Annotated in this window: 20 protein-coding genes and 1 pseudogene; 5 read left to right on the top strand and 16 right to left on the bottom strand. The window is 71.4% G+C overall.

From position 1 onward, the window contains the following. Positions 1–182: 182 nt before the first annotated feature. The 3 genes and pseudogenes from glgB to AC1DWJ_RS12710 all read left to right on the top strand — a co-directional run. Positions 183–2,378: pseudogene (gene glgB / locus AC1DWJ_RS12720) on the top strand (1,4-alpha-glucan branching protein GlgB); the annotation flags it as partial. Then, positions 2,375–4,018: a phosphoglucomutase (alpha-D-glucose-1,6-bisphosphate-dependent) gene (pgm, locus tag AC1DWJ_RS12715; RefSeq protein WP_477620946.1), complete on the top strand. Its 1,644-nt coding sequence runs from the start codon at positions 2,375–2,377 to the stop codon at positions 4,016–4,018. The pseudogene glgB and the gene pgm, both read left to right, overlap by 4 nt. Before the next feature lie 498 nt (positions 4,019–4,516). After that, a complete protein-coding gene (locus tag AC1DWJ_RS12710) occupies positions 4,517–4,687 on the top strand; it encodes a hypothetical protein (protein ID WP_457252400.1) in 171 nt (56 codons plus the stop codon). 75 nt (positions 4,688–4,762) lie between these two features. On the opposite strand, the gene AC1DWJ_RS12705 is transcribed toward AC1DWJ_RS12710, so the two are convergent. The 4 genes from AC1DWJ_RS12705 to AC1DWJ_RS12690 all read right to left on the bottom strand — a co-directional run bounded on the left by AC1DWJ_RS12705 (position 4,763) and on the right by AC1DWJ_RS12690 (position 8,922). Beyond that, positions 4,763–6,076 (bottom strand): ATP-grasp domain-containing protein, encoded by a 1,314-nt coding sequence (locus AC1DWJ_RS12705; protein WP_457252401.1) that lies wholly within the window; start codon positions 6,074–6,076, stop codon positions 4,763–4,765. Positions 6,077–6,142: 66 nt separating this feature from the next. Continuing rightward, complete coding sequence (locus tag AC1DWJ_RS12700; protein WP_457252402.1) at positions 6,143–7,153, bottom strand: tetratricopeptide repeat protein; 1,011 nt, start codon at positions 7,151–7,153, stop codon at positions 6,143–6,145. Between the two features lie 15 nt (positions 7,154–7,168). Then, complete coding sequence (locus AC1DWJ_RS12695) at positions 7,169–8,158, bottom strand: DUF8094 domain-containing protein (protein WP_457252403.1); 990 nt, start codon at positions 8,156–8,158, stop codon at positions 7,169–7,171. Then, positions 8,155–8,922, bottom strand: a complete 768-nt coding sequence (locus AC1DWJ_RS12690; protein WP_457252404.1) for a hypothetical protein — start codon at positions 8,920–8,922, stop codon at positions 8,155–8,157. Before AC1DWJ_RS12690 ends, AC1DWJ_RS12695 begins: the two co-directional genes overlap by 4 nt. 167 nt (positions 8,923–9,089) lie before the next feature. On the opposite strand from AC1DWJ_RS12690, the gene AC1DWJ_RS12685 reads away from it, so the two are divergent. Next, positions 9,090–9,731: a TetR/AcrR family transcriptional regulator gene (locus tag AC1DWJ_RS12685; RefSeq protein WP_457252405.1), complete on the top strand. Its 642-nt coding sequence runs from the start codon at positions 9,090–9,092 to the stop codon at positions 9,729–9,731. Positions 9,732–9,846: 115 nt separating this feature from the next. Here the strand turns inward: AC1DWJ_RS12685 and AC1DWJ_RS12680 are convergent, their stop codons facing one another. From AC1DWJ_RS12680 to AC1DWJ_RS12625, 12 genes are all read right to left on the bottom strand, one after another. Beyond that, entirely contained in the window at positions 9,847–11,586 is a 1,740-nt protein-coding gene (locus tag AC1DWJ_RS12680) for an acyl-CoA mutase large subunit family protein (protein ID WP_457252406.1), read from the bottom strand. 156 nt (positions 11,587–11,742) lie between these two features. Continuing rightward, on the bottom strand, positions 11,743–12,258 hold the full coding sequence (locus AC1DWJ_RS12675) for a MarR family winged helix-turn-helix transcriptional regulator (protein ID WP_457252407.1): 516 nt from the start codon (positions 12,256–12,258) through the stop codon (positions 11,743–11,745). Between the two features lie 10 nt (positions 12,259–12,268). Further along, positions 12,269–12,979: an ABC transporter ATP-binding protein gene (locus AC1DWJ_RS12670; protein WP_457252408.1), complete on the bottom strand. Its 711-nt coding sequence runs from the start codon at positions 12,977–12,979 to the stop codon at positions 12,269–12,271. Continuing rightward, positions 12,972–13,850 carry an ABC transporter ATP-binding protein gene (locus AC1DWJ_RS12665; protein ID WP_457252409.1) on the bottom strand — a complete coding sequence of 293 codons (879 nt, stop codon included), beginning with the start codon at positions 13,848–13,850 and terminating at the stop codon, positions 12,972–12,974. The genes AC1DWJ_RS12670 and AC1DWJ_RS12665 overlap by 8 nt, the downstream gene beginning before the upstream one ends. Continuing rightward, positions 13,847–16,966: an FtsX-like permease family protein gene (locus AC1DWJ_RS12660; RefSeq protein ID WP_477620945.1), complete on the bottom strand. Its 3,120-nt coding sequence runs from the start codon at positions 16,964–16,966 to the stop codon at positions 13,847–13,849. Before AC1DWJ_RS12660 ends, AC1DWJ_RS12665 begins: the two co-directional genes overlap by 4 nt. 150 nt (positions 16,967–17,116) lie before the next feature. Next, positions 17,117–17,425 carry a thiamine-binding protein gene (locus tag AC1DWJ_RS12655; protein WP_457252411.1) on the bottom strand — a complete coding sequence of 103 codons (309 nt, stop codon included), beginning with the start codon at positions 17,423–17,425 and terminating at the stop codon, positions 17,117–17,119. Between the two features lie 73 nt (positions 17,426–17,498). Continuing rightward, the gene (locus AC1DWJ_RS12650) at positions 17,499–18,560 is read right to left on the bottom strand and encodes a GNAT family N-acetyltransferase (protein ID WP_457252412.1); all 1,062 of its coding nucleotides are present in this window, start codon (positions 18,558–18,560) and stop codon (positions 17,499–17,501) included. Between the two features lie 41 nt (positions 18,561–18,601). After that, positions 18,602–19,024: a DUF4265 domain-containing protein gene (locus AC1DWJ_RS12645; protein WP_457252413.1), complete on the bottom strand. Its 423-nt coding sequence runs from the start codon at positions 19,022–19,024 to the stop codon at positions 18,602–18,604. A 26-nt stretch (positions 19,025–19,050) separates the two neighbouring features. Next, positions 19,051–20,739, bottom strand: a complete 1,689-nt coding sequence (locus AC1DWJ_RS12640) for an NAD(P)/FAD-dependent oxidoreductase (protein ID WP_477620944.1) — start codon at positions 20,737–20,739, stop codon at positions 19,051–19,053. 10 nt (positions 20,740–20,749) lie between these two features. After that, positions 20,750–22,294 carry a serine/threonine-protein kinase gene (locus AC1DWJ_RS12635; RefSeq protein ID WP_477620943.1) on the bottom strand — a complete coding sequence of 515 codons (1,545 nt, stop codon included), beginning with the start codon at positions 22,292–22,294 and terminating at the stop codon, positions 20,750–20,752. 150 nt (positions 22,295–22,444) lie between these two features. Next, a complete protein-coding gene (gene meaB / locus AC1DWJ_RS12630) occupies positions 22,445–23,407 on the bottom strand; it encodes a methylmalonyl Co-A mutase-associated GTPase MeaB (RefSeq protein ID WP_477620942.1) in 963 nt (320 codons plus the stop codon). Positions 23,408–23,410: 3 nt separating this feature from the next. Continuing rightward, positions 23,411–24,625, bottom strand: coding sequence for an acetyl-CoA C-acetyltransferase (locus AC1DWJ_RS12625; RefSeq protein ID WP_477620941.1), 1,215 nt, complete (start codon positions 24,623–24,625; stop codon positions 23,411–23,413). A 348-nt stretch (positions 24,626–24,973) separates the two neighbouring features. Between AC1DWJ_RS12625 and AC1DWJ_RS12620 the strand changes: the two genes are divergently transcribed. Then, on the top strand, positions 24,974–26,719 hold the full coding sequence (locus AC1DWJ_RS12620) for an HNH endonuclease signature motif containing protein (RefSeq protein ID WP_457252418.1): 1,746 nt from the start codon (positions 24,974–24,976) through the stop codon (positions 26,717–26,719). Positions 26,720–26,735: the final 16 nt, after the last annotated feature.

Raw genomic sequence — 26,735 nt, 5'->3', positions numbered from 1 at the left:
CAGCCGATGCTCCCACGGCCGGCGACGCGTCCACCGACGATGCCACCGTGACCGCCGAGGTCCCCGCCGGGCCGCCGGCCGAGACGCCGACCAGCCGCTCGGCCGCTCGACGGGCTGTCGAACCACCGGTCGAGCCCCCGGTCGAGCGCGTCCCCGAGCCGGTCCCCACGCCGTCGACCCCGGAAGAAGCGATCCGCGCGCTCGCCGACGGCCGCCACCAGCAGCCGCACGACCTGCTCGGGCACCACCTCGAGGAGGAAGGGCTGCTGGTCCGCACCTACAAGCCGTTCGCCTCGTCGGTCGGCGTGCGGTTCGAGGACGGCGAGCGGATCGAGCTGCTGCACGAGTCCGACGGGGTCTGGGGCGGCATGCGGGTCGGAGCCACCCAGACCCAGGACTACCGCGTGGTCGTCGCCTACGCCGACGGCATCGAGCACGAGATGGACGACCCCTACCGGTTCGCCCCGACCCTGGGACCGATCGACCTGCACCTCATCGGCGAGGGCCGGCACGAGGAGCTGTGGACGGTCCTCGGCGCCCACGTCCGCGAGTACCCCGGGCCGATGGGCACGGTCGTCGGCACGTCGTTCGCCGTGTGGGCCCCCCGGGCCCAGGCCGTCCACGTGGCCGGCGACTTCAACGGCTGGGACACCCGCAGCCACTCGATGCGACTCCTCGGCGAGTCCGGCGTCTGGGAGCTGTTCGTGCCCGGCGTCGGCGACGGCACGCTCTACAAGTTCCTCGTGCGGGGTGCCGACGGCAAGGTCCGCGAGAAGGCCGACCCGATGGCCCAGGCGACCGAGCTCCCGCCCGGTCGCGCGTCTTCGGTCGTCCAGTCCCGCTACGGCTGGAGCGACGACGCCTGGATGGAGCAACGGGCGGGCAGCGACGCCCACAAGGCGCCGATGAGCGTCTACGAGGTGCACCTGGGCTCGTGGCGCAGCGGTCACGGCTACCGCGACCTCGCCGAGCACCTGGTCAACTACGTCGCCGACCTCGGGTTCACGCACGTCGAGTTCATGCCCGTCATGGAGCACCCCTATCCGCCGTCGTGGGGCTACCACGTCACGAGCTACTACGCCCCGAGCGCGCGGTTCGGCCGGCCCGACGACTTCCGCTACCTCGTCGACCGCCTGCACCAGGCCGGGATCGGTGTGATCCTCGACTGGGTGCCGGGACACTTCGCCACCGACCCCTGGGCCCTGGCGCGGTTCGACGGACTCCCCCTCTACGAGCACGCTGACCCGCGCAAGGGCTGGCACCCGGAGTGGGGCTCCTACATCTTCGACTTCGGCCGGATGCAGGTGCGCAACTTCCTCGTCGCCAACGCGGTGTACTGGATGGAGGAGTTCCACGTCGATGGCCTGCGCGTCGACGGCGTCGCCTCGATGCTCTACCTCGACTACGCCCGCAAGGACGGCGAGTGGGTGCCCAACATCCACGGCGGTCGCGAGAACCTCGAGGCGGTGGGCCTGCTCCAGGAGGCCAACGCCACGGCATACAAGCGGGTGCCCGGGATCGTCACCATCGCCGAGGAGTCCACCTCCTGGCCGGGCGTCACGAAGCCCACCAGCTCTGGTGGCCTCGGGTTCGGGCTGAAGTGGAACATGGGCTGGATGAACGACTCCTTGAAGTACCTCAAGGAGGACCCGATCCACCGGCAGTACCACCACCACCTGCTGACCTTCTCGCTGATGTACGCCTACAGCGAGAACTACCTGCTGCCGATCAGCCACGACGAGGTCGTGCACGGCAAGGGTTCGCTGCTGCGCAAGGCCCCCGGCAGCCGCTACGACCAGCTCGCGACGGTGCGCGCTTTCCTCGCGTACATCTGGAGCCACCCCGGCAAGCAGCTGATCTTCATGGGCAGCGAGTTCGCCCAGGAGGCCGAGTGGGCCGACGGACGACAGCTCGACTGGTGGCTGCTCGACCACCCAGCGCACTACCGGGTGCACAACCTGGTCAAGGAGCTCAACCGCGTCTACCGGGAGAACCCCGCGCTCTGGGCGCTGGACTCCGACCCTTCCGGGTTCGAGTGGCTCAACGCCGACGACAACGCCTGGAACACCTACTCCTACCTGCGTTTCGGCACCCAGGACCGGCAGGGTGCGGTCGTCGCGGTGGCGGTCAACTTCGGCGGCCTGGCCCGCGACCCGTTGCGCATCGGGGTGCCCCGACCCGGCGACTGGAAGGTCATCCTCGACACCAGCGGCTACGACGAGTTCGGGACCCCCAGCCAGGCCGAGGTGGTGGTGACCGCACAAGAGCACGGGGCGAACGGCCAGCCCTGGTCGGTCGAGGTCCGCGTCGCCGCCCTGTCCGCCGTCTACCTCGCACCCGTGGAGGGCGACAAGCTCGTGGAAGGCACTGACCGATGAGCGACCCGCGCGCTGGACAGCTCGCCGAGCCCTCCGACCTGGTCGACGTCGCCCACCTGGTGACCGCTTACTACACGCTCTCCCCCGACCCCGACGACCTCGACCAACAGGTCGCGTTCGGCACCTCCGGGCACCGGGGCTCGAGCCTGAGGACGGCGTTCAACGAGGCACACATCCTCGCAACCACGCAGGCGATCTGCGACTACCGGAAGTCGCAGGGCTACGACGGCCCGCTGTTCATCGGCCGGGACACCCACGGGCTGTCCGAGCCGGCGTGGGCCACGGCGCTGGAGGTGCTGACCGCCAACGACGTCATCGTGCTCGTCGACGACCGCGACGGCTACACCCCCACCCCGGCGGTCAGCCACGCCATCATCCGCGCCAACGAGGGCCGCACCACCGGTTCGGTGCTCGCCGACGGCATCGTCGTCACCCCGTCGCACAACCCGCCGTCCGACGGTGGCTTCAAGTACAACCCGCCGCACGGTGGGCCCGCCGACAGCGACGCCACGAAGGTCATCGCCGCCCGCGCCAACAAGCTGATCGCCGGTGGCCTCGAGGGCGTCCGCCGTATGCCGTTCAGCCGAGCCCGCGCGCACGCGCAGCCCTACGACTTCCTGGGCACCTACGTCGACGACCTGCCGAACGTCGTCGACCTGCAGCGGATCAAGGATGCTGGGGTCCGGATCGGTGCCGACCCCCTCGGCGGCGCCGCGGTCCACTACTGGGGCGAGATCGCCGACCGCCACGGGATCGACCTCACCGTGGTCAACCCGCTGGTCGACCCGACGTGGCGGTTCATGACCCTCGACTGGGACGGCAAGATCCGGATGGACTGCTCGTCGCCGTCGGCGATGGCGTCGCTGATCGCCCGCAAGGACGAGTACGACATCGCCACCGGCAACGACGCGGACTCGGACCGGCACGGGATCGTCACCCCCGACGGCGGCCTGATGAACCCCAACCACTTCCTCGCGGTCGCCATCCAGTACCTCTTCGGCGGCGCGCGCCCCGACTGGCCGAAGGATGCCGCGATCGGCAAGACGCTGGTGTCGTCCTCGATGATCGACCGAGTCGCGGCCGACGTGGGCGGTCGCCTCGTCGAGGTGCCGGTCGGCTTCAAGTGGTTCGTGCCCGGGCTCATCGACGGCAGCTTCGGCTTCGGCGGCGAGGAGTCCGCCGGCGCCTCGTTCCTGCGCCGCGACGGCCGGGCCTGGACCACCGACAAGGACGGCATCCTCCTGGCGCTGCTGGCCTCCGAGATCCTCGCCGCGACCGGCCAGAGCCCGAGCCAGCACTACCGCGAGCTCACGACGCGGCACGGCGACCCGGCCTACGCCCGCATCGACGCCGCGGCCACCCGCGAGGAGAAGGCCAACCTCGCGGCACTGTCCCCCGGCGACGTCGCGGCGGACAGCTTGGCTGGGGAGCCGATCAAGGCCAAGCTCACCGAGGCCCCCGGCAACGGCGCGGCCATCGGCGGCCTCAAGGTGACGACGGAGAGCGCCTGGTTCGCGGCACGACCCTCCGGCACCGAGGACGTGTACAAGATCTACGCCGAGTCCTTCCAGGGCCCCGAGCACCTCGCGCAGGTGCAGGCCGAGGCCAAGGAGGTCGTGGGCGCCGCCCTCGGCGGCTGAGGCCGCAGCACGCGCCCTTGACCCCACGCGCGGCACGACCCGGCGGCGCGGGAGCGGACGCCTGCGGGCCGTTCGCGGACGCTATGCCGTGCCCCTCAGGGTGGGGCAGACCTCCGCGTGGCTCCTTCCCTGGCTCAGGTCGCAGTGGGCGCACCGAAGTGGAGCACCGAAAGTGGAGCACCGAAAGTGGAGCACCGAAAGTGGAGCCCCGCCTGGCGTTGCCCGATCCGGCGCACCTGCCCCTGAGGGTGGGGCATCGCCTATGGCCGTCACCGAGGGTTCGGCACGGCGTGGCACGATCCGTCGCACCTGTCGTCGCACCTGTCGTCGCACCTGTCGTCGCACCTGTCGTCGCACCTGCCCCTCAGCGTGGGCATCGCATAGCGCCTTGAATGCGCTGGCCGGCGGGTTACCGGTCTCGGGGGACACCGACCCCGTGGCCGGAAATTCGGAGGCATCCTCCGGAACAAACCGGAGGCACGCTCCGTTGGACCGGACATGACGCCCACGAACACCACCCAGACGTCCGGGCCGCGCACCTTGCCACGCACGGGCAGCTCCCGCCCCAACCTCGCCACCCTCGACCAGCTCCGCGGCCTGCGTCGCCCCCGGCTGATGCAGCCGGAGGCCCGCCGACACCAGATCGAGCAGGAGTGTCGGGCCTGTTGAGTCCGCGCTCCCGCACAACCCGCCCTGACCCGAACGGGCCCCGCCAGCTGGCGGGGCCCGTTCGTGCGTCGGGGCTCAGTCGGTCGTCACCGCCGGTGCGGGGCCGCTGACGACGGTCTCGTCGACAGCCGAGCTGCCTGCGCCGAGCCGCGACTGCTCGTCCTTGACCCACATCCGGGTGAGCCCGCCGAAGTGTCCCTCGAACTTGTCCCACTCGTGCTTCGGGTAGGTCGTCTGGATCGTGTCGCTGAGCAGGCTGCGGAAGTCGTCCGAGTCGACCCACTCCAGCACCATCTCGTCGATGTGCGGCAGCGCCGCGTCGCAGAACTCGCGGTAGCGGTCGGTGTCGAAGTGCGCGTCGGCGAGCCCCTGGTAGGCCGACAGCTTGCCGCCGTAGTCGAGGTCGGCATCGTCGGCCACGCTGAACCACGGGTCGGTGTCGACCTGGGTGCGCGCCTTGCGTCCGGTGGCCACACAGAACACCGACCACTTGATCAGCGCCTTCATCGCCCAGGGGAAGTAGTAGTGCAGCGAGGTGACCGCGACGTCGGGGCAGGCGTTGGCGTAGTCGATCGGGTAGACCACGCCGTCCTTGACGAGCATCTCGCAGGAGTTGAACTCCCACCGGAAGAACGCGTTCACCGTCTGCGCGATGGTGACCGCCTCGGTGCCGACGCCTTCGGACAGGAAGCCGTGCTCCACGGCATACCGGTTGTGCATGGGCTCGTCCGGCTGGAACTTCATCACCATCGTCTCGGGGCCGATGGTCAGCGCTCGCGCGAAGACCTCGAAGTCCTTCACCGAGGCCTGCAGGTGCATGAGCATCTCGCCCGAGTCGTCGTACGCGCTGTGCAGGTCGTCGACGTTCTTGACCTGCGAGACCCCGCGCCAGCCGCCACCGTCGAACGGCTTCATGAACAGCGGGTAGCCGATCTCCTCGGCGATCTGGTCGAGGTCGAAGGACTTGTTGTAGCGCTCGGCGGTGTAGGCCCAGCGGACGTTGTCGAGCGGGTTCTTGTAGGGCACCAGGACGGTCTCGGGGACGTGCATGCCGAGCCGCAGCAGGGCGCAGTACGCGGAGTGCTTCTCCATGGACTGGAACGTGAACGGGCTGTTGAGCAGGTAGACGTCGTCCATCAGCGCGACCTTCTTGAGCCACTCGCGCGGGTGGTAGTACCAGTACGCCAACCGGTCGATGACCAGGTCGTGCCGTGGTTTGTCGCGCAGGTTGAACGGCTCGATGGTCACGCGCTCGGTGTTGACCTGGTGGCTCGCGCCGTCGGGTCCGGTCAGGACTCCTAGTCTGCCCGCGAGGGTCTCGAACGCGCGCGGCCAGTCACCCTCCGCGCCCAGCAACAGTCCGATGAGGTGTTCCTGAGTCTTCGCCATGCGACCCATCCTGTCGGCTCAGGAGTCCGGCCGCGACCCCTCAGGGCTGCTCGATCGATGAAGCCGTCAGAACAGGGCGCTCATCAGCGCGGTCCGCGCCTTGCGCACCCGCTCGTCGTGCGACCCGACCACCGCGAACAGCTGCAGCAGGTGGTTCCTGGCCTGTTCGCGCTCGTCACCGGAGGTCGCTCGCACGAGGTCGATGAGCCGCAGGAAGGCGTCCTCCACGTGCCCGCCGAGCACGTCGAGGTCGGCGACCAGCCCCTGGGCCGCGACATCGGTGGGGTGGTCCGCCGCCGCCGCACGCGCCTGCTGCAGGTCGGCACCGTCGGTGCGCTGCATGAGGCCCACCTGAGCCAGGCCGAGCTCGGCGTCGGCGTCCGCGGGGTTCTGCTTGAGCGCCTGCTGGTATGCCGCGGCGGCACCGTCGAGGTCGCCGCGCTCGATGGCGTCGTAGGCCTCCTGGTGCAGCGGCGGGAGCTGCTCCACGACCTCTTCACCCTCGGCGGCCGGCTCGGCGGCGGCGACCTCCACGCGACCGGCCACGCCGTGCTGCACGGCCAGCGCGAGGAACTCGTCGAGCACCGGCCGCAGCGCCGACTCGGGCTGGATGCCTGCGAACATCGGCACCGGCTGGCCCTGGATCAACCCCATCGTCATCGGGACGCTCTGCACCTGGAAGGCGCGCAGGAGGGTGGGGTTCTGCTCGACGTCGACGCTGACGACCTGGAAGCGGCCCTCGTAGGTCCCGGCCACCGCCACCACCGTGTCGAGGTAGTCGCGCGACTCGGGGATCTGGGCGGCCCACAGGATGACCAGCATCGGCACGCCCACCGAGGCGTTCGCGATCTCCTGGAAGTTGGTGTCGCTGCCCTCGACGACGACACCGCTGCGACCGGCGACACCGCTCGCTGACGGCCCGGCGGCGGGAGCCGAGTCCCCCGCCTGGGCTCCAGCGCCGCCCGCAGCGCCTCCTGCAGCAGCTCCTGCAGGGCTTCCTGCAGGGGGCTGGTTGCGCAGGGCGGTCAGGTCGACGGCGCCACGCAGGCCACCGGAGGTCAACGGCTGGTCAGTCATGGCGGTGATTCTCCCTCACGAGCCCTTGGCGGAGAACAGCACCTCGTCGACGGCGACGACAGTGGCCTGGCCCTCGGCGGGCACGGTGAAGACCACGGTCTCGTAGGTCCTCAGCGTGGCGCTCTTCGTGAGCGTCTTCTTGCGCACCAGGCGCTGGAAGCCGGTGCTCGGCGTGAGCGACTTCCCTCCCTTGCGCAGGGTGATCGTGTCGGTGCGCTCGAGGAGGCCGAAGACCAGCGCTCCTCCGCCGCGCAGGGCGATGGCGACGGTGCTGTCCGGCTCGACCGTGTGCACCTGCTTGAGGGCGGCCAGCTTGCCGAACGCCTTGGCCTGCTCCCCCGCATGGGCCCGGATGGCCGCGGAGAAGGGGTCGGCCGGGTCGACGTCCTTCGCCGCGGCGCGCTTGGGGTAGGCCAGGCTCGCGGCATACTCCGTCAGCAGGGCGGCGGGCTGCACGGGGAGGTTGCTGCCCGTGGTCACCACCGGTGACCCGGCGTTGAGCGAGTCGAGGGCGGCAACGCTCGCACCCGGTTGCATCGGGGCGGCGGCGCTGAGCCGGAACGGCGTCCTGGCGTCCGGCGAGACCAGCAGGTTGAGCACCGCGCCGCCCTCGGCGGTCGCGGTCTGCACGAGGATGAGCCGGGGCCAGTCCGTGCCGCGGGACACCGCGAGGACCTTCGGCGGCTCCGTGCGGGTGAGCGGAGCTGGTGCGGCGGCCGCGCCCGACTCGAGCCGGCTCGCAGCGTTGGCGACGGCGAGCGCGCTGCCGGTGAGCGCCTCGGTGCGCAGCTTCTGTGCGTCGGCGGGCTTGGCCGCCGCGGCCTCGGCGGCCTTCGCGAGGACTCGGGCGGCGATGGTCTCGGCCGTGTCGGGAGAGATCGGCGCGGTGGTCGTCACCTGGGCCGGTGCGTCGTGCACCCCGACCAGTCCGGTGCCGACACCACACCCGGCGAGGGCGAGGCTGAGGGCGGCCACGACGGCCAGCTGGGTGGTGCTGCGGCTCATGCGGTCACCTCCGGGGTGGGTACGTCGGTCTGCGTGGGGGCCTCGGGCTGCTTCGCCGTGTCCGGCTGCTTCGCCGCCTCGGGCTGCTTCGCCGCGTCCGGCTGCTTCGCGGCATCGGGCTGCTTGGCCGCGTCGGGCTGCGGTGGTGCCTCGGCCCGGCGCGGGCGCCGCGGTCGGGTCTGCCAGAGGGAGGCACCGCCGCTGACGGCCGCGAGCAGCCCCACGAGCGTCACGAGCAGCGCCTGGAAGAACCACGTGCGCCGCTCGACGGTCACGGTCAGGGAGGTCAGGTCGACGGGGCTGCCGTCCGGCGCGGCGATGACGATGGACTCGGGAGCGCCGGTCTGCTCGACGCTGAGGTGCACCCGGCCCTCTCCGGTCGCGGTCTGGCGCCAGACGTCCGCGCTAGCCAGGTCGGGAGCCTTTCCCGCCCCGGCCCGCGAAGCCCTGAGGCTCCAGTCCCGGAGGTGGGCACCGGTGACCGACGTGCGGTCAGCGCCACCCACGATCGCGTCGGCGTCGGTGGGCGTGGTCCGACCCATCCAGATCGTGGTGCCCGGTGCGGCGACCGCCGTCACGGTGGCCGGCGCGTCGACCCGGTTGAGCACGGACGGCTCGACGACGACCAGCGCCCCGTGGTCAGGGGTGGTCCGCAGCGTGGCGCTGCCGGACGAACCGAGGTGCACGGTGAACCAAGCACCGACGGACACGAGGACGAGTCCGATCACCGTCAGCGCTGCGGACAGCACGCGTTTGGCGACCATCGACACAGTAGAAATCCTTACGTGAGCGGGCCGGCCAACGGGCGTTCCCCGCAGCCGGCATTCACACCACCATGACTCAGTCTCCCCCACGACGACAAATCCCCGACCCCACCCTCACCACCCGCATCAGCGGGCATTTCCCGGCTTCGGTGGCATGATCGCGCGTGATGACCACACGCTCACGGCACGACCGAAGTCGCCGCCCGGGACGCCCCCGCGAGGAGGCGACCGAACAGGCGATCACCGCAGCAGCACGCCAGGTGCTCGCGGACAAGGGCGTGGCCCGGATGTCCATGGAGCACGTCGCGGCGAAGGCCGGTGTGGCCAAGAGCACGCTCTACCGACGGTGGCCGTCCAAGATCGAGCTCGCCGTGCACGCGGTCGCGGCCACCTTCGACGAGATCGAGATCACCGACCACGGCTCGCTGGAGGCCGACATGCGCGCGGGCATCGGCGAGGCAGCCCGCCTGCTGCGTGACCCCTCGACCGGCGGTGCGTATGCCGCGTTGCTGGCCGAGTCGGCCCGTGACCCCGACGGGGTCGGCCAGCGCGTGCGCGAGTCGCTGTCGACGCGCCTGCACGCCCTGGTCGCGCTCTCCGTCGAGCGGGCCATCGACCGGGGCGAGATCCGCCGCGACATGATCGACGTGGACCTGCTCGCGGACGTGGTCGTCGGGTCGGTGATGCACCGGGCGCTGGCCACCGGCGAGCCGGACGAGGCGTTCGTCGACGGGCTCATCGCCCTGCTGGCCGACGTCGCCTACGCCCGGCTGCGCCGCGAGCAGCGCGAGGGCGGCGAGAACGACTGACCCGGCGCCATCTCATACAAAAGGCGAGTTAGCACCGCCACCCCCGGCGCTAACTCGCCTTTTGTGTGACTGGGCGACGCGTTGCAGCTGGCTGCCACGCGGCATACCCCTGCTCCTAGAAGCGGGCCGGCTCGCGGTAGACGCCCCACTCGTCGCGCAGCGCGTCGCAGATCTCGCCCAACGTCGCCTCGACGCGGACCGCATCCAGCATCGCCGGCACCATGTTGTCGTCGGTGCGGGCGACGTCGACCATGTGCTGGACGGCGGCGCGCACAGCGTCCTCGTCGCGGTCGGTCTTGCGGGTCTTGAGGGTCGCGACCTGCTCGCGCTCGACCTCGTGGCTGACCCGCAGGATCTCCAGCTCGTGCGTGACCGAGGCGGTGTGGCAGTTGACGCCGACCACCTTCTTGTCACCCTTCTCCAGCGACACCTGGTACTGGAAGGCGGCCTCGGCGATCTCGGACATGAACCACCCGTCCTCGATGCCGCGCAGGATGCCGGAGGTCATCGGGCCGACGGCGTGGTCGACGCCCCCCTCGGAGTTGAGCGGCTTGCCGAGCTCGCCCATGGCCTTGATCTTGTCGAAGATCGCCTCGGCCTCGGCCTCGATCTTGTCGGTCAGGGCCTCGACGTAGTAGCTGCCACCGAGCGGGTCGGCGACGTTGACGACGCCCGTCTCCTCCATGATCACCTGCTGGGTGCGCAGCGCGATCTCGGCCGCCTGCTCGCTGGGGAGCGCCAGCGTCTCGTCGAGGGCGTTGGTGTGCAACGAGTTCGTGCCACCGAGCACCGCCGCGAGCGCCTCGACGGCGGTACGGACGACGTTGTTGTAGGGCTGCTGCGCGGTGAGGGAGACTCCGGCGGTCTGGGTGTGGAACCGCAGCCACTGGGCCTTGTCGGTCTTGGCGCCGTAGACGTCGCGGAGCCAGCGCGCCCAGATGCGGCGGGCGGCGCGGAACTTGGCGATCTCCTCGAAGAAGTCCAGGTGGCTGTCGAAGAAGAACGACAGGCCGGGCGCGAACGTCTCGATGTCGAGGCCCCGCGACAGCCCGAGCTCGACATAGCCGAAGCCGTCGGCCAGGGTGAACGCGAGCTCCTGCGCGGCCGTCGACCCGGCCTCGCGGATGTGGTAGCCGGAGACCGACAGCGGCTTGTAGTCAGGGATGTTCTCGGCGCAGTACTCCATCAGGTCGCCGATCAGGCGCAGGTGCGGCTCGGGGGCGAACAGCCACTCCTTCTGCGCGATGTACTCCTTGAAGATGTCGGTCTGCAGCGTCCCGTTGAGGACCCCGAGGTCGACACCCTGGCGTTCCGCGGCGACGAGGTACATGCAGAAGACCGGGACCGCAGGGCCGCTGATCGTCATCGACGTGGTGATGTCCTCGAGCGGCAGCTCGTCGAACAGCACCTCCATGTCCTTGGCCGAGTCGATGGCCACCCCGCAGTGACCCACCTCGCCGAGGCTCATCGGGTCGTCGGAGTCGCGGCCCATCAGGGTGGGCATGTCGAAGGCGACCGACAGTCCGCCGCCCCCACGCTCGAGGATCATCTTGTAGCGCTCGTTGGTCTGCACGGCGTTGCCGAAGCCGGCGAACTGCCGGATCGTCCAGGTGCGGCCGCGGTATCCGGTCGGGTAGAGACCGCGGGTGAACGGGTACTCCCCCGGCCAGCCGATCCGCTCGGGCACCTCGGAGCCGTCGGCCGGCCCGTAGACCGGCTCGACCTCCATCTGCGAGAGCGTGGTGAAGTCGGCGTCCCGCACCTGCCCCTTGGCCTGGGCCGCGTCGTAGCGGGCCTGCCAGCGGGCGGCGCCGTCGCTCGTCGCGGGGGTGGTGGGTGCGGGGTTCTCGGCCATGCGCGCCAATTTACTAGGACGTCCTAGTAAATGTCACGCCGGGGCCAGCATTATCGGGTTTAGCAGGAAGGTTGCGCTTCACCCGAGAACGATTGTCGGGTGAAGCGCAACTTTCTCCTTAGACCCGATAAAGGGGAGGTATGCCGCGTGGCAGGGTCAGGCGTCGAAGTCGGCGGCGCCCACGCGCACCTTGCGCAGGAGCTCGAACAGCTGCTCGTGCTCGGCTGCGGACAGCATGCCCAGACCGAACTTGCGCTGCACCAGGTCGGCCGTGGCGGCCTCCATCGCGTCGCGTCCGGCCGGCGTGATGATGGCCAGGGTGCCGCGCCCGTCGTCGGGGTTCGGGACCCGCTCGACGAAGCCCTGGGCGTCGAGCCGCTGGACGATGTTCGTGGCGCTGGTCGGGTGCACCATCAGGCGCTGCCCGATCTTGCTCATCCCCAACCGGCCGTCCCGGCTGAAGGCGAGCAGCACCAGCGCCTCGTAGCGGGCGAAGGTGAGGCCGTGCCGGCCGACGATCGCGTCGTAGTCGGTGATGAGCAGCTGCTGGACGCGCATGATCGACGTCGCGCTGGCCATCGCCAGGGGCTGCGAGGTGCGCCCCCACCGGCGGGTCCACAGCTGCGCCGCACGCGTGATGGGGTCGAACGGCAGGCGGATCGGCTTCGGCACGCGCAGCAGGCTAGCCCTGCGGGGTGCGGATCGTCTCGAGCTGTCCATCATCGAGACGGATCTCGCCGTCGGCCTCCTCGGCCGCCTCGGGGTCGTGCGTCGCCATGATGACGATGGCACCGCGGCGCGCCTCGGCCCGCAGGAGGGCGAGCACGCGCTCGCGGTTGTCGTGGTCGAGCTCGGAGGTGGGCTCGTCGGCGAGCAGCACGTGTCCGCGCAGGGCCAGGCCGCGGGCGACGGCGACCCGCTGCTGCTGGCCGCCGCTCAGCTCCTCGGCGAGGTGGCTGCCCGACTCGTGCAGGCCCACCGACTCCAGCGCGGATCTCGCCCGGCGCTGGGCGTGATCGGGTCGCACCCCGCGGGCGAGCAGGGGCAGCGAGACGTTCTCGTGGGCGGAGAGCAGGACGGCCAGGGCGCTGCCCTGCGGGATCACCTCGATCCCGAGACGGGCCGCCTGGGCGCGGTCACGGACGTCGTCGTCGCCGAGGCGCACCACCCCGTCGAAGGCGACGGCGCCACCGATGGCCCACAACAGCGACGACTTGCCGGCGCCGCTGTGGCCGGTCACGGCGATGAACTCGCCCGGGTAGGCATCGAAGGTCGCCTCGGAGACCGCGACCGTCGAGCCGTAGCGGACGGTCACCCCCTCCACGCGCAGCGGCGGCGACTCGACGTCCTCGAGCAGCTCCGGGCCGTCCGCCCGCATCGTCCTGTCACTCACCGGACTCACCCCTCCCCTGCGGGATCAGCGTCCACACGCCGTCGACCTCCGCGACCCGCACCAGCGCACCGGGCGGGAACGCATCCACCGCTGCGGGCGGGAGGGGAAGGGACCCGTCGGCTGACACCACGGCATACGCCTCGCCGGAACGGCCCTCGCCACCGACGCGGCCGTCGCGGATCGTGACCGTGCGCGGCAGTCGCGCGGCCACCTCGGGGTCGTGGGTGACGACGACGACGGTGGTCCCCCACTCACGGTTGACCCGGTGGAGGGTGTCGAGCACGAGGTCGCGGGACGAGTGGTGCAGCTGCGAGGTGGGTTCGTCGCCGAGGAGGAGCCCGGGCCGGCTGGCCAGGGCGACCGCGAGCGCGGCGAGCTGGAGCTGTCCCGGGGGTAGCGAGTCGAGGGGTGCGGTGGCCGCGTGGTCGAGCCCCACGAGCTCGAGGACCTCGCCCGGAGGCGGCACCTCGCGGCCGGCACGGCGGGCGGACCGCTGGGCGAACTCGACGTTCTGGCGAGCCGTGAGGTAGGGCAACAGGTTGCGCGCCGCCCCCTGGAGGACCAGGCCCACCTCGGCGGCCCGGAACCGGTCGAGGTCGGCCTCGGTCATCGTCGAGAGCTCGTGCTCGCCCACCAGCACCCGGCCTGCGCTGGGTCGCATGAGGCCGCCGAACAACGTGAGCAGGGTCGACTTCCCGGCACCCGACGGGCCGAGCAGGCCGACCACCTCGCCGGGGTGGACCGTGAGGTCGACTCCGGACAGGGCGGCCACGTCGTGGCCCTCGGCGCGGTAGATGTGGACCAGGCCACGGGTGCTCACCCGCAGCCCGCCCGCAGGCGTGCCGTGCGTCACGAGGCTGTCGCTGCTCACAGCGACTCCCTGATCCGGCGCAAGGTGATCCGTCGGCCCGCCCCGACCGCGGCCAGCCAGCCGACGGCGACGAGCACCACGGCGGCCCCGACGGCCGAGCCGACGACGGCCAGGACGTCCGGCGCCAGCTCGAGGGCGGGCACCGGATCGGCGGCGCTGTCGAACAACGGGACCAGCGACATGGCCACCCACGAGCTCACGGCACCGCAGACGACGCCCACGACCGTGCCGACGAGCACGAGCACGACCTGCTCGCGCACGAGCGACCGACGCAGCTCCTTGAGTGGGACGCCGGACATGTGGAGCGCGGCGAGGTCGCGGGCCACCACGCGCCAGCCGGTCACGGTCATCACCAGGACGACGAGGGCGGCGAGGAGCACGCCCATGCCGCCGGTGAAGACGGCCAGCCGCAGGCCCCACGCCGACGCCGACTCGTCGAGGCGGTCCTTGGCGGCGGCAGTGCTGTGCCGGGCGAGCACCCCCACGCCCTGCGACTGCAGGCGGGTGGCCACCGCGTCGACCTTGGCCGGGTCGGCGACCCACACGGACAGTGTCCCGGCGTCGGGCAGGCGGCCACCGAGGCGCGCCAGCGTCTCGTAGTCCACGAGGACGCCCTGGCTGCCCAGCACCGGGAGGGTGTCGACGGTCTGCTGCGCGGCGGCGACCATCGGCGTCCCGTTGAGGCCGATGGCGTCGAACCCCTGCGCCGTGCCGCCCGGCGGGACCGGTCCGGCGAGCAGTCCCGGCAGGACGGCCGGCACGTCTGCGTGGGACAGCTCGAGGGCGAACCCGGTGCTGTTCAGCGCGAGCGCCAAGGTGTCGGCGCCGGCGGCCACCTGCTCGAGCTTGTCGCTGGTGCTCGTCGGCGGGGCGACGAAGGGGTTCCACTGGTTGGCGGCGGCGATGCCGAGCGACCTGCCGTCGATCCCGAGGCCGGTGATGCTCAGCCTCCCGCTCACCTGGCTGACCTGCTCGTCGGTCTTGCGGAACTCGAGGCCGTCGAGCCGGCAGCCGTCGGGGCAGAGCAGGAGACCGTTGAGCTCGGTGGATCCCTTGCCGTGCAACGGCACCTGCGCGATGAGCCGGGTGAGCCGTTGGCCGGTCGGGGTGGTCACCGAGACGCGCAGCTCGTTCGGCGCCTCGGAGCCGGGGCCGACCGTGGGCGACACCGGTGCGCCGGACTGTCCGGGGGGTCGAGGCGTCGACTCGTCACCGGGGATGGTGAGGTCCCAGGCGAGCCGGCCGGTCACCCTGGTGCCGGAGAGCTGCACCGGCGCGATGTCGGGAGGGGCGAGCGCCCCGAGCCGGTAGGGCTCCCCCGGAGGAGCGAACGACGTCTCCTCGAAGTCCTTGGTGACGACCGCCATGGTGGCCGTCGAGCTCCGGTCGGTCTGCCGCACGATCGCGACCGGGCTGGCCAGGGTGCCGGTCGGGTCGATGGTCCGGACGGTGGCGAGCAGGCTCGTCGGGTTGCGGCTGTCGGTGTCGATCACGGCGGGCGCACCGGTCTGGACCTCTGCGCGGGCCTGCCAGTTGCGGTCACCGACGACGAGGGCGTTCGCGGCGAAGACGGTGAGGGCCACCGCGACGCTGACCACCGTGACGACCTTGCGCAGCGTCGGTCGGCGCTCCAGCCCGAAGGCGGTGAGGGCAGGACCGATCCGCCCGCGACGCAGGTTCGCGCGGCCACTGGCACCGGCGATCGGGACCGCCAGCCGGGAGGCCACGAGCCCGGCCGCCAGCGCGACCAGGGTGGGGGTGACGAGCGCGAGCGGACCCTCGAGCGACCCGGTCGCGAGCCCGATCAGGCCGAACGCCGCCAGCGCCACGGCCAGGATGTCGACGATCCCGAAGGCCCGCGCGCGCGCTCTCGACACCCTGCGCAGCAGCGCCGACACCGTCAGCCGCTGGACCGGTCGCGCAGCGAGCCAGATCGCCACGGCGCACACGACAGCCGAGGCAGCCAGCGCGACCACGGAGTACCAAGGCACCTCGAACGGCACTCCGTCGGGGAGGAGGAACCACCGCACCAGCGTCGTCAGCAGCAGCGCGAGGCCGAACCCGATGGGCAACCCGATCGCCACGGTCGCGGCCAGCTCGCCCATGACGATGCGGCCGGCCCCCTCCCGGCTGCGACCGCGGAGCCGGGCCAGCGCCACCTCGGGTCGGCGCTGCTCCACCGCGGCCTGCGCGACCAGCAGGAGGATCGCGGCGGCGAGCAACCCGAGCTGGGCCATGAGCAACGGGACGATGACCCGCAGCTGGTGCTGACCGACCCTGATGCCGTCGATGATCGTCGGCAGCTGGGTCTCGACGAGGGCACCGTCGATGCCGCCACCGGCGGCGCGGTTGTCGCCCTTCGCCGCGAGCACGTCGGAGATCTGCTGCAGGTTGCCGAGCGTGAACAGGTCTCGCTCGAGGGGGAAGGTCAGGGTCGCCTGCGCCACGCTCCAGTCGCGGGTGAAGGTGGCCTCGGTGGTGACGAAGTCGTCGATGGCGGGCACCGGTTCCAGGCCCGCGGTGATGAGCGTGCCCGACTTGCCGTCCAGCTGGGTGCGCTGCCAGTACGCCTCGTCCGGGACGACCTCGTAGGCTCCGACGACCTTGAGGGTCGCGGTGGGTCGCTCGGTCTGGCTGATGCTCGGCACCGGGGTCTTGAAGGTCGTGCCGACTGGCCACTTCCACGCCGCCAGGTCCTTGGCCGACACGAGGATCTCCCCCGCGGCCGCCGGGCACGTGCCCGTCGTGATCGTCAGGTGCTCACACACCTGGTCGCGGGCCACGAGGTCACCGGGCGACGGCTTCAGCCCTGGCCGCGGCACGATGGTGATCGAGTCGGCCAGCTGCCCCACCGGTGCGCCGTAGAGGACGCGCACCGATCCTGGCACGTTCCCGCTGAGCGCCGAGGGCCCGAACGTCGGGTTGGCGGTGCCACGCCCGGCGCGCACCACGAGCGCGATGTCGGCGACGCTGGCCGAGCTGATGCTGGAACGCAGCAGCGACTGCTCGAGGGCCCGCTGGTAGAGGGGTGCGAAGACCGCGCAGGTGGCGACCAGCGCCGCGAGCAGGACGAGCACGACCGCCTGGGCTCGGCGATATCTGATCGCAGCCCACATGCCGTCAGTGCCTCCGTGTGTCCGGCGGAAGAAACCCCCTCGGGCCGTCCCGTACCCGGTCGACCCTAAGGCGGATTCGTCCGGGAGGGGGCCACATTCCGGCAACGATTCACGGTCGCGGGCTCACGACGGCGCAGGTGTTGCGGTGGGCTACTCCTGCGCGTCGATGGCCGCCTCGAGGCGGTCGAGCTTGGCAGTGAGCTCACCGGCATACCCGTCGCGGATGTCGGCCTTGAGCACGAGGCTGACGCGCGGACCGAACCGGGCCACGGCGTCGACCGCGCCCTTGACGACGGCCATCACCTCGTCCCACTCCCCCTCGACCTCGGTGAACATGGACGACGTGTGGTGCGGCAGCCCGGACTCGCGCACGACGGTGACGGCGGCGGCGACCGCCTCACTCACCGAACCGGTCGAGTCTGCTGGCGTGGACGGGGCGACGGAGAAGGCAACGAGCATGAGCCCACCGTATGCCGCGCGCCTGCGCCCCGCCGCACCCCCCGGTGCGACGGGGCTGGCCCCCCGTGCTGCGTCAGCCGTCGAGGTGACGCTGGTAGGCCAGCAGGGCCTCGACGCGCCGGAAGCCGAGCTCGACGTTGACGCCGACCATGTGGGCGTTCTGCTCGGCGTTGCAGGTCTGCACCCGCTTCGCCTCGGGAGCCACCTCGGCCAGACCCTGCAGTCCGCGCGCCTTGACCGCCATGCCGAGCCGGTGGCCCCGGTGGTCCTTGCGCACGAGCGTGCCCCACTGCATGACCTCGTCGGGGTCGTCGGCCGACACCACCAGGTCGTTGTAGGCCACGACCTCGCCCGACGGAGCGATCGCCACGGTGTGCAGCATCGTGCGGCCCTGGGCCCCGAGCCGACCCAGCTCCTCGAGATAGGTCGCGGGGCTGAGGGCCTCCTCCTCGAAGTCCACCTCGCCGGTCGGGGCGTCGACGGCCAGCTGGTTCCAGCACTCGCAGTAGGACGCCTGCAGCTCCTCCGGCAGCGAGCCACGGTGGAACTCGATGCGGTATCCCTCGTGGTGCGATGCCGCGCCGGCAGCCAGCTCGGCCAGCCGTCCCGGGTCGAGCGGCAGGTCGAGGATGCGGCGGATCTCGGTGTTGGCGTAGGCGAAGCCGTGGCGCTCGGCGAAGCGCGCGTAGGGGTGACCCTCCCGGGCGTCGTCGGGCACGTTCGTCTCGACGAGGACCGTGCGGCGCCCCTCTGCACGGGTCCGCTCGATCGCGCGCTCGATCAGGGCGCTGCCGGCTCCGCGGTGGCGCAGCTCGGGGTCGATGTCGAGCTCGGCCCAGGTGAACTGGGTGTTGTCGAGCAGCGGGAACCACAGCAGCACGAGGCCGGCGACCCGCCCGTCCACCAGGGCGACGATCGGCTCGAGCCGCTCTACCGTGCTCTCCGACCGGAGCATGACGGTCATCTCGCGCAGCGACCACGTCTTGCCCCACGGGCGCTGGTACTTCTTGGAGGCGTCAGTCGCCTGGTGGGCCGCCGCGACCTCCGCGTCGTCGTGGATGTCGAGCAGGCGGACGACGACGCCCTGCGCCACGTCGTCGCGCTGGGTCACGGGTGAGTCAGTCGTCGTCTTCATGCCTCGAGTGTCCGACCTGGACCGTTCCGCGACAACGGGTTTTACCCGGCGGCCACGGGGACACCGATGTCGTAGTCCCACCGGCCCGAGGACCGACCGGCTTCGAGGACCAGGTCGAGCGCGTCGGGGTCCACCTCGGCCGGCACGTCGACGGCGACCAGCCCGTGCTCGGTGCCGTGGGACACGCAACCGATGGCGCCCAGCTCGGCGGCGACCTCCTCGAAGGTCGTGTCGGCGAACGGCACCACGCGGACGGTCCCGTGCCCGGACGCCAGCATCACGGACGTGACCCACCACCGGTCGTCGTCCTCGGTCTGGACGACCGACACGATGTCGTCGACCGCGATCCCGTTGGTGAAGACGGGCACGCCCACGACCGTGCAGGCGCCGTCGTGCCGCAGCTCGACGTCGATCTCCTCGCTGTCGAACGGCGGGTAACCGTCCTCGTCCTGTTCGAGCGACACGTACGCGTGCATGAGTACCTTTCCGGTCACGGGGCGAGGTAGGTGTGGACGAGGGCCACCGTCGCGGCGCCCTCACCGCTGGCGGAGGCGACCCGCTTCATCGAGCCGGCCCGCAGGTCGCCGGCGGCGAAGATGCCGGGCACCGTGGTCTCGAGGGCAGCGGGTGGACGGCCGTCGGACCAGTGCTCCATCGGCACCTCCCGACCGGTGTAGACGAAGCCACGCTCGTCGCGCACGACCTCCTCGGGCAGCCAGTCGCCGCAGGGGTCGGCCCCGAGCAGCAGGAAGAGCCCACCCGCGTCGACGCGCTCCGAGCCGTCCGGCCCCTTCAGCTGGAGCCACTGGAGCGACGGGTCGCCCCCACCGTCGACGACCTGGGTGGAGGGCCGGACCCTGATCCGGGACGTCGAGGCGATCTCCCGGATCAGGTAGTCGGACATGGTCGCCGCGAGGTCGGGACGCCGCACGCAGAGGGTGACGCTCGCGGCATACCGGGCGAGGTAGACCGCCGCCTGTCCCGCGGAGTTGCCACCGCCGACGACGAAGACGTCGCGCCCCTCCATCTCCCGCGCGGCGCTGGTCGCGGCGCCGTAGTAGACGCCGAGCCCGACCAGCTCCTCGAGCGCGTCGATGCCGAGGCGCCGGTACGTCACGCCGGTGGCGACCAGCACGGCTCGCGCCTGCAGCTCACCACCCTCCGTGCGCACCACGTGGGGGTCGCCCGGTTGAGCCGCGGGGACGATGCCCTCGGCGGCCACCCCGGTGTAGATGCGCGCCCCGAACCGGGTCGCCTGGAAGCGTGCCCGCTGGGCCAGCCGCATGCCGGAGATCCCCCGAGGGAAGCCGAGGTAGTTGCGGATCATCGAGCTGGTGCCCGCCTGTCCCCCGACGGCGTCAGACTCGATGACCACGGTGTCCAGGCCCTCGGACGCGCCGTAGACCGCGGCCGCGAGACCGGCCGGTCCGGAGCCGATGACGACGAGGTCGATCAGGTCGTCGGCATCCATGGTCTGGGGCGAGCCGTAGACCTCGCGCGCCACCATGCGTGCCGTCGCACCCTCGATCACCCGTCCGATGACCCCGGACGCCACGACGGGGAACGCGGGTGAGGCGCCGCTCTGCACCGAGGGCAGCTCCGACAGCACCCGCCGGGCGACCTCGCTGTCGGGCGAGTAGACCCGGTGCGGGAGGCCCATGCGGTCGAGGAAGTCACGGATGCGGGCGACCTCGGCCCGCGACCCACCTTCGATGATCTGCACGCCCTCGACCTCGGGGGTCGAGGCGGTCCAGCCCCAGTCGGAGAGGTACTCGGTGACGGCGGTGTGGAACTCCTCGTCGCGAGGCCCCTGGGGAATCAGCAGGTAGGTGTCGATCCGCCCACGCCCCAACGCTTCCCGGAGCTTGGCCAGCGAGAGGTTGTAGTCGCCCCGGGTGGTGAGGCAGATCCGTCGGGCAGCCGGCAGCAGGGTGTGCAGCTCGTCGAGCAGGTCGAGGCCCACCTCCACTCCAGGCAGGGTCCACCCGACAGCGAGCAGCGCCACGGGTTGCCCGTCGGCGAGCGCCTGGCGCACGAGCTCGCGCCCACCGTCGGCGTCGTCGGCGCAGAGGACGTCGTAATCCCTTGCGTAGCGTGCGAACTCGCTGTCGACCACCGGGATGTGCTCGGCCGCGACCACGAGGACGATCGCCGGACGGACGCGTGCCGCGGTGGTCATGGCCTTCGCGTCACTGCTGCTTGTCGCTGTCGATGAGCCACGAGTCGCCGTCCCGGACGAAGGTCAGCGTGTGGGTCTCGTCGCTCTTCTCCCCGTCCTTGGGCTTGAAGGTCAGCTCGACGGTCGCCTTGTCGTTGGCGGAGTCGGCCTCGACCTTTCCGACGTCCACCGAGTCGATGGTGCTCCAGAAGCTCTCGTAGCCGTCTCGCCCACCGGAGTCCGCCTGCATGGTGGGAGTCAGCTGGGCGAACGTGGCGTCGCGCTTGTTCGCCTTCGTGACGTCGCGGTAGTAGGACTCGACGAAGCGGGTCAGCTTCGCGTCGTCCTGGGCCGTGTTCGCGGTGGTGGTCGTCGTCGTCGTGGTGGACGACGACGAGCTCGACGAGCTGCTCGACGACGTCTTCGAGGGGGTCTGGGTCTGCGTCTTCGTGGAGGTGACCGTGGTGGTCTGGCCGGGGGTCGGCTTGTTGGTGCCGAAGCCGTCGGTCAGCGCATAGGCGATCCCGAGGGCGAGCAGCGCCAGGACGACCAGGGCCACGATCCAGCCGACCGACCGCGAGCGCCCGTCGTCACGGCGCTCGCCGTGGGCCCGGTCCCGCGGAGCCCCCGGCGGAGGGGGCAGCGGAGTCGTCTCGAGCCGCTGGGTGGTCTCGAGCGGCGTGCCGAGCACCTCGGTCGCGCCGAGCACCTCGGTCGCGGCGGCAGCGGCGCCCGCGCCACCCAGGGCCGTTCCCGCCGGCAGCGCCATGGTGGCGTCGCCGTGGGCGATCCGGTCCAGCCGTGCGGAGGCGGTGGCCATGTCCCAGCGGCGTTCGGGGTCCTGGTCCATCATCGCGGCGATGGCGCCACCCATGGGGCCGGCCTTCTCCACGGGTCGGGCGTCGCCCCGGGCGATGGCCTGCAGGGTGGCGAGCGGGTTGGCCTGGGACTCGTAGGGCGGCTGTCCCTCGACGGCGTAGTAGAGCGTCGCGCCCAGGGCCCAGACGTCGGACGCCGCGGTGGGGTCGCCGCCACGGGCGAGCTCGGGCGAGAGGTAGCCGGGCGTGCCGGTCATGAACCCGGTCTGCGTCAGCTGGTCGTCGGTGTGGGCCCGGGCGATCCCGAAGTCGCTGATCTTGGGGGTGCCCGCGAGGTCGATGAGGATGTTGCCGGGCTTGATGTCGCGATGCACGATGCCCCGCTCGTGGGCGCGGGCGAGCGCGCTCGCGACCGCTGACCCGATCTCGGCGACCCGGGTGGGGGGCAGCGCGCCGACCTCACGGATCAGCTCGGCGAGGCTCTGGCCCTCGACGTACTCCATCACCAGCCAGTGCGAGTCGTTCTCGTCGACGACGTCGAACACCCCGACGGCGTGGGCGTCATTGAGCGACGCGGCGATCCGCGCCTCCCGCATGGCCCGCGCGGCTGCAGCAGGCTCCCCCGGCAGCGCCCCGATCTGCTTCACCGCGACCTCGCGACCGAGCACGGTGTCGAGACACAGCCACACCGTGCCCATCCCACCACTGCCGATGGGACGGACCACCTCGTAGCGTCCGGCGATGACCTGGGGCTGCACTGGGGTCCTTTCGATGGGGTCCGACGATCACCCTATTCGCCGCGGCTGATCCTTGACACTCCACGATGCCGCGCCTGCACGACCTCCGTTGTTCGGAAGATCCGCCGTGCCCAGGCTCGGCGGATCCACCGAACAACGGCGGGAGGAGGGTCAGGCGAGGGCGGCGACGACCTGGTCGGCCGCGGCATACGGGTCGGTCGTGCCGTCCACGACAGCGGCGGCGAGCTCGTCGACCCCGTTGCCGTGGCGGAGGTCACCCATCTTGGCGCGCAGCGCCTGCAGGGCGATGGACTCGATCTCGTCGCCGGCCCGGCGGATCCTGCGCTCGCGGAGCGCGCCTGACTCGTCCATCCACGACCGGTGCTTCTCGATCGCCTCCATCACCTCGTCGATCCCCTGGCCCTGCTGCGCCACGGTCTTGATGACCGGCGGGCGCCAGAGGCCGGGCTCGGTGCGGTCACCCAGGGAGATCATGTGGCGGATGTCGCGCACGGTCGCGTCGGCGCCGTCGCGATCCGCCTTGTTGACGACGAAGACGTCGCCGATCTCGAGGATGCCGGCCTTCGCCGCCTGGATGCCGTCCCCCATGCCCGGCGCCAGCAGGACGATCGTGGTGTCGGCCAGGCCGGCGACCTCGACCTCCGACTGACCCACGCCCACCGTCTCGACGAGGATCACCTCGCACCCGGCGGCGTCGAGCACCCGCAGGGCCTGCGGTGTCGTCCACGACAGGCCGCCGAGGTGTCCACGGCTGGCCATCGAGCGGATGTACACGTCGGGGTCGAGGGCGTGGTCCTGCATCCGCACCCGGTCACCGAGCAGTGCGCCACCCGAGAAGGGCGACGACGGGTCGACCGCGAGGATGCCGATTCGCTTGCCCTGCTGACGAAAGGTGCCGACGAGCGCGTTCGTCGACGTGGACTTCCCGACGCCGGGACTGCCGGTGACGCCGATGATGTGCGCCTGCCCGGAGTGGGGCGCGAGCGCTGCCATCACCTCGCGCAGGGCGGGGTGACCATCCTCGACAAGAGAGATCAACCGCGCGACAGCGCGAGGCGACCCTGCCCTGGCCGACTCGACCAGGGCAGGGACGTCGACGGTGCGGGGAGCCAAACGTCAGGCGCTGTCGGAGGAGACGCGCGGGACGCGCACGATCAGCGCATCCCCCTGGCCGCCGCCGCCACAGAGCGCAGCCGCGCCGATGCCGCCGCCCCGTCGCCCCAGCTCGAGCGCGAGGTGGAGGGCGATGCGGGCGCCGGACATGCCGATCGGGTGGCCGAGGGCGATCGCGCCACCGTTGACGTTGACCTTCTCGACGTCGATGCCGAGCTCCTTGGCGGAGGCCAGGCCGACGGCGGCGAACGCCTCGTTGATCTCCACGAGGTCGAGGTCGGCGGGCGTGATTCCCTCACGCTCGCACGCCTTCGCGATGGCGCGGGCGGGTTGCTGCTGGAGCGTGGAGTCCGGGCCGGCGACGACTCCGTGGGCGCCGATCTCGGCGATCCAGGTGAGCCCGAGCTCCTCGGCCTTCGCCTTGCTCATGACCACGACCGCGGCGGCGCCGTCGCTGATCTGGCTCGCCGAGCCGGCCGTGATGGTGCCGTCCTTGGAGAAGGCGGGGCGCAGCTTGCCGAGCGTCTCGGTGGTCGTGTCGGCCCGGATGCCCTCGTCGGTCTTGAACTCGAGCGGGTCGCCCTTGCGCTGCGGGATGGAGACCGTGACGACCTCGTCGTCGAAGAGGCCGTCCTTCCAGGCGCGCGCGGCGAGCTGGTGGCTGCGGGCGCTGAACTCGTCCTGCTGCTCCCGGGTGAACTCCTGGTCGCCAGTGTTCGCCTGCTCGGTGAGCAGCCCCATGGCCTGGTCGGTGAAGGCGTCCCAGAGGCCGTCGAAGGCCATGTGGTCGCGCATCGTGACGTCGCCGTACTTGAAGCCCTCACGGGACTTCTCGAGCAGGTGGGGAGCGTTGGTCATCGACTCCTGACCGCCGGCGACCACGACGTCGAACTCACCGGCGCGGATCAGCTGGTCGGCCATCGCGATGGCATTGATGCCCGACAGGCAGACCTTGTTGATGGTCAGCGCGGGGACGGTCATCGGGATGCCGGCCTTGGCGGCGGCCTGGCGCGCGGGGATCTGGCCCGCGCCGGCCTGCAGCACCTGGCCCATGATCACGTAGTCGACCTGGTCGGGGCTGACCCCGGCCTTCTCCAGGGCGCCCTTGATGGCGAAGCCGCCGAGGTCTGCGCCCGAGAAGTCCTTGAGCGAGCCGAGCAGGCGGCCCATCGGCGTGCGGGCACCCGCGACGATGACGGAAACGGGACGGTCAGACATGGTTGGAGGCCTCCAGCGCCATTGGGGATTACCTGCCTTCACTCTAATGCGGCGGACCGCGCCCGGGTCCGCCCGGGCTGGTGGTGCTGGCCACACTCGGGTATGCCGTGTGGAGCTCCTCAAGCACTGGTCTCACCCTCACGGCGGGACCCAAGGCTGAAGCACCTCCGGCGCAGCGTGCTGGGCGCGTCGCGCGAATTCCCTGTCGGGACAATCGAATTGGTTGGTATCTGCGCTTGACGCTGTCATGGCCCTTCGGTAGGATTCGAACATACGTTCGACTATGGGGCCCATTGAGCCGACCACGGGGTGATGGCTGTGGCGAGTGTCGCCGGGAGTGGAGACTGGGTGCCTGCCCGCCCGTCCGCGACGCCCTCGTTCGGCTCCGGCCTCCTCACGGCGGCCCTGGTGCGCGATGCCGACCCGGTCGCCCTGGCTGCCGCGGTGTTCGCGCTCTCGAAGTCCGACGTCGCTGCACTCGACCGGGTCGAGGCGGAGGCCTACGTCATCGCGTGCGAGCGGGTCACGGCCGCCCTCGAGGCGCGCCAGTCGCTCGCCATGGACACCATGGCCGACCGCGTCGAGGACGACCAGCACCGTCGTCGGATGGAGCCAGCGCTCCCGGTCAGGCCGGTCGCGTGCGACACCCACGGCCTCGTCGCCTCCACGCTCTCCCCCGCCCTGCACTGCGCGACGCGCACGGTGCAGCGACGGCTCATCGCAGCTCGGTGGCTGGCCTGCGAGTTCGGCGCGACGTTCGACGCGGCCTGGGACGGCGACCTCGAGCGTCGCCGCACCGAGGTCGTGGTCGAGGCGGGGCTTTCACTGCCGGTCCAGCTGCGCGGGGCTTTCGAAGCGTTGGTCCTGGAGTCCTCGGTCGACCAGGTCACGGGCGAGTACGTCGTCGTGTCCGACCGGGTGCGCGAGCTGTCGCGGTCCGAGCTGACGAGCAGGGCGACCAAGGTCGCCCGCGAGCTCGACCCGACGAGCGAGGAGGCTTCCGCCGACCGGGCCCGGGATGCACGTCGGGTGGTCATCCAGCCCGCCCGCGGCAACCCGGGCATGGCTCGCTGGGTGGTGACGTTGCCCACCGACTCCAGCCAGCGGATGGCTGCGGCCGTCGACGCGCTGGCCGGTGAGTACGCCAGGGCCAACCCCGGCACCCCGATCGACGCTGCGCGGGCCGATGCCCTCACCGACCTGGTGCTCTCGAGCGCCGACGTGTCGACGGTGGTCGAGCTGCTGGTCCCGGCCCTCCCGGCCACCGCAGCCCTGGTCGCGTCGCAGTCCGCTGACGAGGCGGCAAGCTCGGACGAGGGTCGTGGCGCAGAGCAGGGTCAGGGCGTCCGCTGGGTCATCCCCGGAGTCGTCGACGACCCTCGCCACGGCGCGCTCGCTCCCGACGTCGTCGCACGACTCCTGAGCGATCCCGACGTCACGCTGCGGCTCGCCCGCCTCGACCCGGACGGCTCGATCGTGCAGGACCCGACCACCTACCGACCGAGCGCCTCCGTCCGGCGTCGAGTCAGGTCGAGGGATGGCGGGTGCCGCTTTCCCGGATGCCACACTCCTGCGCGCAACACCGACCTCGACCATGTCATCGCGTTTCCGCACGGGCCAACCGACCCGGCCAACCTGGTCTGCCTGTGCCGCGCCCACCACGGGTTCAAGCACCACGGCGGCTGGACCCTGGGTCTGGCCCGTGATGGTAAGGCAACCTGGCGAGCGCCCGACGGCCGCAGCTGGGTCACCGAGCCTCGGCCCCACGGCATCCGCGAGGACCTCCACCTGACCGACCGCCTGCATCCCGAACGGCTGCACGACTTGCGTCGTGGGTGGTTGCCGGGACTGCCGGTGGGCATGACGCCGGCCGACCTCCTCAGTGCCGAACGCTGCCTTCCCGACGACCCGCCGGAGAGCCCGACCACTCCGCCGGCCCCGGCCGACTGGGCTGGCCTCCACCACGGTGGCCACGCTGATGACAGCACGGACCACGGTCCAGCCGTCCGGGCCGCGTCATCACCGAGCGACCCGACGCCCTGGCCCTCAGCACTCGAACGCCACCTCGAACGGCAGCTGGCCCTCGCCGCCTGACGCCCGCGGGTCGAAC

This window comes from Pedococcus sp. P2_D7, from assembly GCF_056404295.1.
This window is presented reverse-complemented; position numbering and strand designations above follow the sequence as displayed.

Excerpts from the sequence above, each read along its gene's own strand:
- pgm (WP_477620946.1), top strand. The coding sequence starts at position 2,375 with ATGAGCGACCCGCGCGCTGGACAGCTCGCCGAGCCCTCCGACCTGGTC.
- AC1DWJ_RS12710 (WP_457252400.1), top strand. The coding sequence starts at position 4,517 with ATGACGCCCACGAACACCACCCAGACGTCCGGGCCGCGCACCTTGCCA.
- AC1DWJ_RS12705 (WP_457252401.1), bottom strand. The coding sequence starts at position 6,076 with ATGGCGAAGACTCAGGAACACCTCATCGGACTGTTGCTGGGCGCGGAG.
- AC1DWJ_RS12700 (WP_457252402.1), bottom strand. The coding sequence starts at position 7,153 with ATGACTGACCAGCCGTTGACCTCCGGTGGCCTGCGTGGCGCCGTCGAC.
- AC1DWJ_RS12695 (WP_457252403.1), bottom strand. The coding sequence starts at position 8,158 with ATGAGCCGCAGCACCACCCAGCTGGCCGTCGTGGCCGCCCTCAGCCTC.
- AC1DWJ_RS12690 (WP_457252404.1), bottom strand. The coding sequence starts at position 8,922 with ATGGTCGCCAAACGCGTGCTGTCCGCAGCGCTGACGGTGATCGGACTC.
- AC1DWJ_RS12685 (WP_457252405.1), top strand. The coding sequence starts at position 9,090 with ATGACCACACGCTCACGGCACGACCGAAGTCGCCGCCCGGGACGCCCC.
- AC1DWJ_RS12680 (WP_457252406.1), bottom strand. The coding sequence starts at position 11,586 with ATGGCCGAGAACCCCGCACCCACCACCCCCGCGACGAGCGACGGCGCC.
- AC1DWJ_RS12660 (WP_477620945.1), bottom strand. The coding sequence starts at position 16,966 with ATGTGGGCTGCGATCAGATATCGCCGAGCCCAGGCGGTCGTGCTCGTC.
- AC1DWJ_RS12655 (WP_457252411.1), bottom strand. The coding sequence starts at position 17,425 with ATGCTCGTTGCCTTCTCCGTCGCCCCGTCCACGCCAGCAGACTCGACC.
- AC1DWJ_RS12650 (WP_457252412.1), bottom strand. The coding sequence starts at position 18,560 with ATGAAGACGACGACTGACTCACCCGTGACCCAGCGCGACGACGTGGCG.
- AC1DWJ_RS12640 (WP_477620944.1), bottom strand. The coding sequence starts at position 20,739 with ATGACCACCGCGGCACGCGTCCGTCCGGCGATCGTCCTCGTGGTCGCG.
- AC1DWJ_RS12625 (WP_477620941.1), bottom strand. The coding sequence starts at position 24,625 with ATGTCTGACCGTCCCGTTTCCGTCATCGTCGCGGGTGCCCGCACGCCG.